Origin of the sequence: Moorena bouillonii PNG, from assembly GCF_001942495.1 — a bacterium.
GTDB lineage: Bacteria > Cyanobacteriota > Cyanobacteriia > Cyanobacteriales > Coleofasciculaceae > Moorena > Moorena bouillonii.
The window spans coordinates 1,035,723-1,046,351 of the sequence record NZ_MKZS01000001.1; the positions used below are offsets into that span (position 1 = coordinate 1,035,723).

Below are 10,629 nucleotides of genomic sequence, written 5' to 3' on the forward strand. Positions count from 1 at the left end.
TTTTGTTTTTCCTCGACTTTACACGCTATATATAGCGTAAGTGCGTAAGTCCTGTAAGAATTAAATTCGCCACGGGTCGCACCTAAAAGTTTACTAACTCACATCTTGCACCAAGAAATGTTGATATCAATTACCTGTGCAAGGAGCAGAGGTTGCAATCGGAGGATATCAGTTAATAGTATGCAGACAACAAGCTGAGGGAGGATAGAGTGGAGAGCTTTTTCAGCTACTTGCCCCCAATCGGGCAAGGTGGTCGAATCAGTAGAAAGATAAGCCCAGTGTGCCAACAGGTAGGCTACCATTGATAAAATCAGCCAACGGTACATCCTGGCGTTTGGTTTGCGCAAGCTAGGGATGCAGTCGCTTAACGGTGCTTACCAGCTCTTTTACCAGCCCTCAATAGGCCACCTGCCCTTGCCCCACCAGTTGATAGTGCTGGCTTTCATAGGTAATGTAGAGAGGACAAAACCCTTGTTCAATTTGCCGTCACGTTTGAGATAGAACCAAGAAATGGAAACAACAAAAGGTTTGCCTTCAAGCCGAACTTGTTGCCCTCCCTTGTACAGACTAGATAGTTGGCGTCCATCAACCAGTTTACGGTCACGGCGGACTCCAACTACAGGGTGATCTCTGAGCTTGCGGATGCCTCGCCAAAATTCTACACTACAGAAGGCGGTATCTGCTAATACCATCACCAGCAAACCGATCAGTTAAAGTTTTAGGCAATCGTCGTACCAACCGCAAGCCCTAGCTGAAATGACCTTGACAATACTCTGGCAGTGGATGTCCTATAGCTTCTAAAAACAATCCTAATAACGCTCTTTAGCTATGCCGTTGGTAGGCACTCGGCATCAATCCGAGTAGGGTGTACACGCTCGCTTTGGGCGTGGGCAAGAATTGAAACCAAAGTTCAAGCTATCTATTGTTTGCAGGCCCTTTTCTGTGATCTATGCCTACTGCTTGGCAAGTGGTTCATTTGTACTATTTAAAGAGGTGACCCCCTCAGCCTATTGACAGATTGATTGAGAGTAATGTATAATTCCATTGAAAAAAAATAATAAAATTATACATTGGAAAAAAAATAATAAAATTGTACATTACTTGACAAATGTTCGAGAAACTTACCCCCTAAATGATCGGACTACCTATTCCGAGGAAGACACGGTAAAGGGTAAATTACCTCAGATGCCGCCAGCAGGATCCTCAGAAAAGAATGTAAGCGGGTGGGCATATAAGGAGTCAGCATCGACAGTTTCCCCAGGACAGAACTCATCGAACTAAGCAACGCGGGAATTCCCTTACGGGCAATCCAGGAAATATCCGAACATCAGAGTATGAATTGCTACCAGAAGTCAGTGAAGCGCTGATTTATACCGCCATCATCAGACTTGGGTTAGGTCATATTGATGATTCTTAATAATTACTTTATAAACGACAGGGTAAACGCCAGAAAAAATGGCTCATATTAATTTTTTTTTGGGATTTTTTGTTGACAAATCAGCTCTTATCTAAAAAGTAGACTACATGACTTTACAAATGTTTGAAAAACTTAGTTGTGTCCGTGTAGGTGATGGGCATGTAGCCAGCTTACATGAAAAAATATTCCGCGATCTTGAGATAGAGACTGTGGGGATTATTGATCCCGATCCGGTTAAACAAAAAGAGGCAGCAAAAAGAGGAATAAAGGTATGTTGTTTTGACCAAGCGGCAGAACTAAAGCCTTTTTTTTGGGATATTTGTTGCCCAACCAAATATCACGTTGAAACAATTAAAACTATTGTAGAAATTGACAATAGCGCCAACATAATTGTCGAAAAACCGATTTGTGAATCTGGCGAAATCAAAACCTTGATTGATTTGCTTAATAGATTTTCTGGAAAGCTGGTTGTCAACGAAAATTATCTATCATCATCGGTAACAGAGAAGATTAAACAAGTAATTTAATTTCTGGATATTACCCCAAATCGAGTTATATCTGAAATGACAAAGAATAGAATTAATGACTTTATTAATGGTCGTTTTTTGGATAATCATTTTTATGCTTTTGGATATGAAGGTTCACATATAGTGACCAATGTTATGGCTCTGGGAGACGAATATCTACCCGAAAAAATTGGGAATATGTTTTATGCCGATCTATGTATTGATCTCAACGGCAAAAAGCAGTATCTGCCCAAGCAGGCGATGGTAGAAAAACACTATAGGGCGGTGAATAAAGCCGACGTTGTGCTATATACTTCTATGGAGGGAAATATAAAATACTTTTTTCCAGGATACTCTCACCAGCACTTTTGTAAAGCTCCTGAAGATCCCCATACCCGCTACCGTGTATTGGCTGTAGAAGATCATAGCAAAGGTATAACCGTAGCTGGATTCTACGAGCCTATTCTTGGTCACAACCGAAGAGAAGGGCGTGTAGTAGTTTTAAAAAATGGTATTATCAAAACAATTATCTCCCCTATTTTTGATGATACAATGAGTAAATCTTTGAAAAAGGCTATAGAATATTTTCAGGAAAAACGAGATAATCCTTGTTCGGCAATAGTAGCGATGGACATTGTGATTTTTTTCAATTTATGGTATAAAAAAAAACAATACAACAATGATCGGTTTAAATTAGAACGGAGGTCTATATAGAATGATAGTTTCTAGTGATAGCATTCCTCAAAAAAGAGCACACTGTGGCACGATTAAAATACTCATATCTCAAGAACCGGCTACAATTAAACATCTTTGTGTAGATAAGCCCCAAAAGCATTATCACAAAAAAATCACAGAGTATTATTATGTACTTGATGGCTCAGGACATATCTCCCTTGATGACGATATACAGCCGATAAAAAAAGGCGACCTAATTAAAATCGAACCAGGAGTTAAGCACCAAGCCATTGAAGGTAAATCTCCCTTGGAACTTCTGGTAATTGAAGTGCCTCCTGCCATAGGAGACTTTCATATAGTGAACGAATAGTGCCGATGAGTGTGGCTCCTTTGCGATCGCTAATATAACCTGAGTTCGGGATAAGAACAGGGTAAACGCATCTTGTTGGGTAACCGGGGGTAGTTCTCAATAAACCAGAGCTTATTGCACTTATTGACATTTATTTTTTCACATATAGTGTTTAGTTAATTTTAAAAACACTATATATAGGAATCAGCCAATTAGATGCGTTTACCCTGCTTCCCCCCCCCTCAACTACTAGCCGGAAAACTACCACCAATAAATTGAATATCACTGAAGGTTTCAATCCACAAACGAGCCCCACAATGCAGTGGATTATCCGGCTGATACACAATCTTACACGAACCAAGAATTTCAACTTCATTGGTTGATTATTATAACCTATAGCCCTGCATCCCTTAAAACCCTCTTTAATTTTGCCTCTTGCCTCTTGCCTATTGCTAGCATGCCTATTGCTAGCATGCCTATTGCTAGCATGCCTATTGCCTTAAAATTATAAGCAATATCGCTCAACCAAATTCATCAACAAACTAACCCTTGAATACTCCTAGTCACGCCATTATTAACCTTGCTGTTTTGAATCACCAGACTCAACCTCAGGCAGCTTTACCCATTACAATTGGTGCTATCTTACCCGATTTACCAATTTTTATTCTTTACATCTGGGCAAAATTAATTCGTCGTCAATCTGAGTACCAAATTTGGTCAAAAACCTACGAATTGCCCTTTTGGCAAAACCTTGTTGCTACCTTTCATTCTCTTCCCCTAGCCTTGTGTGGAGTAATCATCAGCCATTACTGGGGATGGCAACTTTGGGAAATTCTATGTTTAAGTATGATCCTGCACTCCTTATTAGATTTACCAGTTCACAACGATGATGCTCACCGGCACTTTTTTCCCGTTAGTAACTATCGTTTTATTAGTCCTTTCTCTTACTGGGACCCCAAGCATCATGGTCATACCGTATCCACAGTGGAAAAATTGTTGGTGTTAGTAGCAACAATTGTTAGTTTCCCTATGATTGAGTCTTGGATAGGTAAAAGCTTACTAATTGTTGTGAATGTGTTGTACCTGATCGCATTTTTATATTTAGTGAAGTCCAAAGTTCTAGGTTTTAGGGAGCAGGGAGTAGGGAGTAGGGAGTAGGGAGTAGGGAGTAGGGAGTAGGGAGTAGGGAGTAGGGAGTAGGGAGTAGGGAGTAGGGAGTAGGGAGTAGGGAGTAGGGAGTAGGAATGTCTTCTCCTCATTAACCTATAGCAATTGTGTTGATCATCACATCGTAAAACATGGAACTATAGCGTTTCTCTTAGCTATTAGGTACACATTATTTTTTACCTATTACCTATTACCTATTACCTATTACCTATTACCTATTACCTATTACCGGCTTCCTGCTCCCTGCTCCGAACGCGCCCCGCGTGGCCCACGGCCTCAGTCCCTGCTCCCTAAAAACCAGAAATTTGTACCTCACAAGTCGTAGAATTGCTATATCCATCAATTAGTAGTTAATCTACCAAAAAAATATATCCCACATTCCTCAGGAAATGAAGAATGTGGGTTCAGATTCAAACGGTAAGCAATAGCCTACCCTAGGGAATCAAAATTCCACTAATGCCTAGTGCCTAAGGCCTAGTGCTAATTAAACGATGTGATGTACAACTTGCCAGTATTCTTGTCGATTACAATACTTTCTAAATCTGCACCAGCAGGAGCAGTAGAAGCATCAGGAAGTTCAGTGATCTGAATGGTAATTGGATTCTTTGAAGTAGAGTATATTTTCAGAGGGCGATTCTTAGTATCGATATTATTGATATTGCCGTATGCTCCTATAATCATGTACTTTGTAGCATTTTCAGTTACACCGAATTCAACACGTGGTCCTGTAGTTCCAGAGTCAGAAAATCGTGCCTGATATCCAGCATTGGCTGGGGATGCAGCACCAAGCAAGGTAAAACATACCAACAACAACGAAACCACAAGATATGCAAACTTTTTCATGATAATTTTCTCCATTTTTTTAATGGGGTACCTAACAGTAATTATTACCAATTCGGCTTCACCCAAAACTATATTTTGGGATATATCCAGAAATAGTTTTCGGAGTATCAGATGCCAGCACTGGTTAGATAATTAACCGCCAGAACCAAACTATCAAAGCCTAGAGAGTATGTCAAGCTAATAATAAATTAACTATTAGTTAACTAAACTTGAAAATTTAGTTATTTTAAATAGTTTATGTAGGGTGGGCAGTGCTTGAAACAGATAACATAAGCAAGTCAATCCCGTTGCTAGGCACTGCCCAGCAACGGGATAGTAATAAGTAATAATTAAAGTGAATCATTAACCATTACAAAAAAAATTAGGAATGATTAATCTTAGCAGTATAACTGTTGCCCAAGTAGGTGAAACTTAAGCATTAAGCCATCAGGTATCAGCGAACAGCGATTAGCGCTACGCGCACGCGTGCGCGTTCAGCTTTCAGTTATCAGCGAACAGCGATTAGCGCTACGCGCACGCTGCGCGAACAGTTATCAGCGAACAGCGATTAGCGCTACGCGCACGCTGCGCGAACAGCTTTTGAATAAAATAAGCTGACGGCTGACGGCTGACGGCTGACGGCTGACAGCTGACGGCTGATAGCTTACAAATTAGCTCAATTTCGCTCGAATTATTTCCACCCGTTTCCGATTAACTCCCAAATCAGATTTTCCTAAACGGGAGGCGGAGCGAACATGGATTACCTTAGCACTGTCATCCAACAAAAACTCTACATCATCCACAAATCCCATTAAAGGAGTAGTGAATTGTGCGTAGAGATAGTTGTCTTTCTCTTCAATAACTTGTGTTCGTTCTAGGTTTTCAATCACAATTTTAAGCTTAGCCATTGCTTCGGTAGGGGTTGAGTTGTAAGCTAAAGGTTCAATACCATGCTCGGCATCTTGGCTATAACTGCTGACACAGTTAGGTGTATTTGGGCAAGGTGCTAATTGCCCTGAGGACTGAATCCCAATATTGGTAGGTTGTTTTCCTGGAAATTTCATCAACGATTCTCCTGAAAGGGCAAAGGTAGCTCCTATGGCAAAAATAGCGACTAATACTAACGATATTAATACTATTAGTATTAGTCTCAACGGTGATAGTTTTTGGCTTTGTACAGTCATACAGCGTTTGTATCTGGGTTGTAAACTGAAAAAGGCAAAAGGCAAAAGGCAAAAGGCAAAAGGCAAGAGACAAGATGGAAAAGAGGTCTGGAGTTTTATTGCACAATAAAACAAGACCATACAGGTTTACATCTCAAATACAAACACACACTATAGTGTATTAGTGTGTCTGTATTATTAATACCATGTTTGGTTGACTAATAGCGATCTTAATTGAATTGTGATAATTTTTGCTCTGAAGTTCCCTGCTCCCTGCTCCCTGCTCCCTTTGCTTAATTATCAAAAAAATTGAGGTTAGTAAGGGCAGAACCCAAAGTTCAACAGGTCTGCATCGTTTCTGGGTCGAATTCCCCTTGCAACATCGCAATCAGACATCGTCCAATGTGGTAAGCCAAATTAACAGGGACCGCATTACCGATTTGCCTGTACCTCGATGATAGAGAACCTGTAAATTCCCAATCATCGGGGAAGCTCTGAATACGTGCATATTCCCTGACTGTCAACGGTCGTGTTTCTTCAGGATGACACCGCTCGGTCTGTTTTTGAGCTGGGTTACAGGTGAGAGTAAGGGAAGGTTCTTCCCAAGAAAGCCGCCTAGCCATACCGGTTTTGCCGCCACCGAGATAGAAACTCTTTTTCATATACTCTTTTTGAAGCTCTATTGGTAAGTTCCGCCAATAACCTCCTGGTGGGATTAATTCCATAATTTCTCTCTTGCGGGTAGGATATTGTGCTCCTATTGATTTAGGGCAATCGTTGAGCACTTCCCTCAGAGAAATAGTGTAGTCCTTTTCCTTAGGAAATATTGCGTTTAGGTCTAAGTCTTTTCTAACCGCAATGATAATTACCCTCTCCCGCTTTTGGGCGACATCTAGAAACTGTGCTCTGAGCAATTTATAGGTAGGGTTGTAGCCTAAATCCTCTAAGGTTCGCAGCATGGTGGATAAGGTTCTGCCTTGGTCATGGTGGATCAGACCCCTAACGTTTTCAACCAGTGCTATTTTCGGCTGTACTTCTTTGACACACCGTGCAAACTCAAAAAAGAGCGTCCCTCTAGTATCGTCAAAACCTTTACCCAGACCGGCATAGCTGAAAGCTTGGCAGGGCACGCCACCAGCTACAATTTCTACGTTGTCTTTGTATTTGTCTTTGTATTTCCCAAAGTAGTAGTTTTCTGGACGTTGCTGAATTGAAGTATGAATGGGCGATCGTCTGGTTTTGGTCAAGCCCCCTAAATCCCCCAACTTTGGGGGACTTTCAGAGTTTTGTTCCCCCCAGAATTGGGGGGCTAGGGGGGCGGAATCATACCCAGAATCAGCAACGCCGTTTTCTGATACTGTTTCCGTCAATTCTTGTCCACTGTTCCCTGTTCCCTGTTCCCTGTTCCCGACTTCTGAAAGAAGTCTAGTAAAATCAACGTTGGCTATATCCTCAGGTATGATTTTCCAGGAAGGTCTATTCAGCTTCAGAGTGTTTACACAGTCTTTATCAATCTCCACTAACAGCTTGGTGGTTAAGCCAGCGTTCTCAAAGCCCAGTGCCATGCCTCCACACCCAGCAAACAACTCAATTACTCTGAACTTAGTTGGTTTGCTCTTTAGAACACGAAACTCAACCCCAGTAGCTAGCCCTTGATACTTACGTTGAATTCGTTTTAACTCTTCAATGTCAAAAAAGCGGTAGTTTCGTTCAGACCGCTTTGCCCTGAGCAGCTTTTTCTTTTCCCACCGGCGTATGGTATCGGAGGAAACACCTAAGATTTCAGCAGCTTCCTGAACCGTGACTAGGTCTTGACCAGTGGCCGATTTAGTGTTTGCCATTTTTATTTGAAGGGAGTAGGGAGTAGGGAGTAGGGAGTAGGGAATCGGGAATCGGGAATCGGGAATCGGGAATCGGGAATCGGGAATCGGGAATCGGGAGCAGGGAGCAGGGAACAGGGAACAGGGAACAGGGAATAAAATTTAGATGTACCTCACGCTTACTAGGAAACGCTAGATAATTTTTGAGTGCTCAGTGCTCAGTTATCAGTGCTAATTTTTGAGTGTTGAACTATAAAATATAGTGTTGATAAGACCTATAAGATACAGTCAAATTTATTACTCCTACTCCCTACTCCCTACTCCCTACTCCCTACTCCCTACTCCCTGCTCCCNGTCTTTATCAATCTCCACTAACAGCTTGGTGGTTAAGCCAGCGTTCTCAAAGCCCAGTGCCATGCCTCCACACCCAGCAAACAACTCAATTACTCTGAACTTAGTTGGTTTGCTCTTTAGAACACGAAACTCAACCCCAGTAGCTAGCCCTTGATACTTACGTTGAATTCGTTTTAACTCTTCAATGTCAAAAAAGCGGTAGTTTCGTTCAGACCGCTTTGCCCTGAGCAGCTTTTTCTTTTCCCACCGGCGTATGGTATCGGAGGAAACACCTAAGATTTCAGCAGCTTCCTGAACCGTGACTAGGTCTTGACCAGTGGCCGATTTAGTGTTTGCCATTTTTATTTGAAGGGAGTAGGGAGTAGGGAGTAGGGAGTAGGGAATCGGGAATCGGGAATCGGGAGTAGGGAATAGGGAACAGGGAACAGGGAGCAGGGAGCAGGGAGTAGGGAACAGGGAACAAACATTATCTCAATTGATTTAGGATTGCTATAAATAATGATTTTTAGTTAGTTTGTGGCTTAAAAAATAATTTAATTTTTGTTTATTATAAACTCAATTATAANTTCAGAGTGTTTACACAGTCTTTATCAATCTCCACTAACAGCTTGGTGGTTAAGCCAGCGTTCTCAAAGCCCAGTGCCATGCCTCCACACCCAGCAAACAACTCAATTACTCTGAACTTAGTTGGTTTGCTCTTTAGAACACGAAACTCAACCCCAGTAGCTAGCCCTTGATACTTACGTTGAATTCGTTTTAACTCTTCAATGTCAAAAAAGCGGTAGTTTCGTTCAGACCGCTTTGCCCTGAGCAGCTTTTTCTTTTCCCACCGGCGTATGGTATCGGAGGAAACACCTAAGATTTCAGCAGCTTCCTGAACCGTGACTAGGTCTTGACCAGTGGCCGATTTAGTGTTTGCCATTTTTATTTGAAGGGAGTAGGGAGTAGGGAGTAGGGAGTAGGGAATCGGGAATCGGGAATCGGGAGTAGGGAATAGGGAACAGGGAACAGGGAGCAGGGAGCAGGGAGTAGGGAACAGGGAACAAACATTATCTCAATTGATTTAGGATTGCTATAAATAATGATTTTTAGTTAGTTTGTGGCTTAAAAAATAATTTAATTTTTGTTTATTATAACCTCAATTATAACTCAATATTACTGACTTTAATATTGTCAATATTAGAATAGTTTGTTATGTCTAACTCAGCTTAGATAAGTCCTGTTCAATTCAATCAACTATAGGTATCATAAATCAATTGTGATAATTTTTGTTTCCTGTTCTCTACTGTGTGCTCCCTGCTCCCTACTCCCTGTTCCCTGTTCTCTGTTCCCTTTGCTATAGCATCAAACAAAAACCATTTGGGGTGCCAGCAAAACCCCAGAGGTTGAGGAAATAACTTTACCAATACCCAAAAAACTGCCATCTTCGTGGTAGACTTGCAGAGGACTTGTGGAGGTTTCAAGGGTAGAGACTTTAACTAGAGTATCATCCCCAGAGATACGCTGTCCTAAACACCAGCGACGGGCTTGATCCGGGGACAAGGTTACAGAGGGTAAGTGCCCCAAAGCTGCACTAGGGGACACTGGCTGGAATAGGGTTTGTTCGAGCTGTTGGGTCAATTCTTCCAAAGTTATACTATCGGCTAAATCAAAGCCACTGCTGCGAGTACGAGTCAGAGCGGCCAGCACACCACCGGTTTCGAGGGCATCTCCTAAATCCCGGGCTATGGAGCGAATATAGGTGCCAGGACCGCATGCGATCGCTAAATCAATTTCCGGAAATTCTCCCCCACGCCAATCCAAAACCTCGATCGTCTCAACCTCTACCGTTCGTTCTGGTACCTCTACCACTTCACCAGCTCTGGCTAAATCATAGAGCCGTTTACCCTTGATATGAATAGCGCTATACATTGGTGGCACTTGCTGAATCGTGCCTTCAAACTGTTTCAAGAAACCCTTGACCAACTCCAGAGTCAACCCGGCTGCAGACTGAGTAGCAATCACCTCTCCTTCCAAATCATCAGTAGTTGTTCTCACTCCCAGTCTCACCGTAGCCTTGTAAGCTTTATCCTGCTGCATATACTGCAACAGTCGGGTTGCCTTACCCAGAGCTATCGGTAAAACCCCCGTAGCAGCTGGGTCAAGGGTCCCTCCATGGCCTACTCGCTTCAGCCGTAGCAGACGCCGCACTTTAGCAACGCAATCGTGGGATGTCCAACCTGCTGGTTTGTTTAAGTTTAGAAATCCTTGCACCAAGTTTAAAATTTATCTGTAAAGGTAGGGAATCGGGAATCGGGAATCGGGAATCGGGAATCGGGAATCGGGAATCGGGAATCGGGAATCGGGAATCGGGAAT

14 protein-coding genes and 1 pseudogene are annotated in these 10,629 nt (G+C 42.3%); 4 read left to right on the forward strand and 11 right to left on the reverse strand.

Annotation, left to right across the window (positions count from 1 at the left end; all coding sequences use genetic code 11):
• Nucleotides 1-386 precede the first annotated feature (386 nt).
• Nucleotides 387-692: a hypothetical protein gene (locus BJP37_RS04225; RefSeq protein ID WP_075896732.1), complete on the reverse strand. Its 306-nt coding sequence runs from the start codon at nt 690-692 to the stop codon at nt 387-389.
• An 832-nt stretch (nt 693-1,524) separates the two neighbouring features.
• Here BJP37_RS04225 and BJP37_RS04230 point away from each other — a divergent pair.
• The 3 genes from BJP37_RS04230 to BJP37_RS04240 are packed head-to-tail and all read left to right on the forward strand — an operon-like array spanning nt 1,525 to nt 2,968.
• Entirely contained in the window at nt 1,525-1,944 is a 420-nt protein-coding gene (locus BJP37_RS04230; protein ID WP_075896734.1) for a Gfo/Idh/MocA family oxidoreductase, read from the forward strand.
• A gap of 36 nt (nt 1,945-1,980) precedes the next feature.
• Nucleotides 1,981-2,637: a hypothetical protein gene (locus BJP37_RS04235; RefSeq protein WP_075896736.1), complete on the forward strand. Its 657-nt coding sequence runs from the start codon at nt 1,981-1,983 to the stop codon at nt 2,635-2,637.
• Nucleotide 2,638: 1 nt separating this feature from the next.
• A complete protein-coding gene (locus BJP37_RS04240; protein ID WP_075896738.1) occupies nt 2,639-2,968 on the forward strand; it encodes a cupin domain-containing protein in 330 nt (109 codons plus the stop codon).
• Between the two features lie 221 nt (nt 2,969-3,189).
• Here BJP37_RS04240 and BJP37_RS42140 read toward each other — a convergent pair.
• From BJP37_RS42140 to BJP37_RS04255, 4 genes and pseudogenes are all read right to left on the reverse strand, one after another.
• Nucleotides 3,190-3,324: pseudogene (locus BJP37_RS42140) on the reverse strand (DNA-binding protein); the annotation flags it as partial.
• A 591-nt stretch (nt 3,325-3,915) separates the two neighbouring features.
• On the reverse strand, nt 3,916-4,206 hold the full coding sequence (locus BJP37_RS44215; protein WP_158069409.1) for a hypothetical protein: 291 nt from the start codon (nt 4,204-4,206) through the stop codon (nt 3,916-3,918).
• Between the two features lie 388 nt (nt 4,207-4,594).
• On the reverse strand, nt 4,595-5,023 hold the full coding sequence (locus BJP37_RS04250) for a hypothetical protein (protein WP_143727461.1): 429 nt from the start codon (nt 5,021-5,023) through the stop codon (nt 4,595-4,597).
• A 584-nt stretch (nt 5,024-5,607) separates the two neighbouring features.
• Nucleotides 5,608-6,000 (reverse strand): DUF1499 domain-containing protein, encoded by a 393-nt coding sequence (locus tag BJP37_RS04255; RefSeq protein ID WP_330359405.1) that lies wholly within the window; start codon nt 5,998-6,000, stop codon nt 5,608-5,610.
• 34 nt (nt 6,001-6,034) lie between these two features.
• On the opposite strand from BJP37_RS04255, the gene BJP37_RS40730 reads away from it, so the two are divergent.
• Nucleotides 6,035-6,229: a hypothetical protein gene (locus BJP37_RS40730; protein WP_198954359.1), complete on the forward strand. Its 195-nt coding sequence runs from the start codon at nt 6,035-6,037 to the stop codon at nt 6,227-6,229.
• Between the two features lie 208 nt (nt 6,230-6,437).
• Here BJP37_RS40730 and dcm read toward each other — a convergent pair whose 3' ends face one another.
• The 6 genes from dcm to truB all read right to left on the reverse strand — a co-directional run bounded on the left by dcm (nt 6,438) and on the right by truB (nt 10,526).
• Nucleotides 6,438-7,940 carry a DNA (cytosine-5-)-methyltransferase gene (gene dcm, locus BJP37_RS42150; protein WP_081431066.1) on the reverse strand — a complete coding sequence of 501 codons (1,503 nt, stop codon included), beginning with the start codon at nt 7,938-7,940 and terminating at the stop codon, nt 6,438-6,440.
• Between the two features lie 303 nt (nt 7,941-8,243).
• Nucleotides 8,244-8,612: a MerR family transcriptional regulator gene (locus tag BJP37_RS04275; protein WP_075896746.1), complete on the reverse strand. Its 369-nt coding sequence runs from the start codon at nt 8,610-8,612 to the stop codon at nt 8,244-8,246.
• A gap of 2 nt (nt 8,613-8,614) precedes the next feature.
• Nucleotides 8,615-8,740, reverse strand: coding sequence for a hypothetical protein (locus BJP37_RS43235; protein ID WP_269086941.1), 126 nt, complete (start codon nt 8,738-8,740; stop codon nt 8,615-8,617).
• A 92-nt stretch (nt 8,741-8,832) separates the two neighbouring features.
• Complete coding sequence (locus BJP37_RS04280; RefSeq protein WP_075896748.1) at nt 8,833-9,195, reverse strand: MerR family transcriptional regulator; 363 nt, start codon at nt 9,193-9,195, stop codon at nt 8,833-8,835.
• Nucleotides 9,196-9,197: 2 nt separating this feature from the next.
• Entirely contained in the window at nt 9,198-9,323 is a 126-nt protein-coding gene (locus BJP37_RS43240; protein WP_269086941.1) for a hypothetical protein, read from the reverse strand.
• 294 nt (nt 9,324-9,617) lie between these two features.
• Nucleotides 9,618-10,526, reverse strand: a complete 909-nt coding sequence (gene truB, locus BJP37_RS04285) for a tRNA pseudouridine(55) synthase TruB (RefSeq protein WP_075896750.1) — start codon at nt 10,524-10,526, stop codon at nt 9,618-9,620.
• Nucleotides 10,527-10,629: the final 103 nt, after the last annotated feature.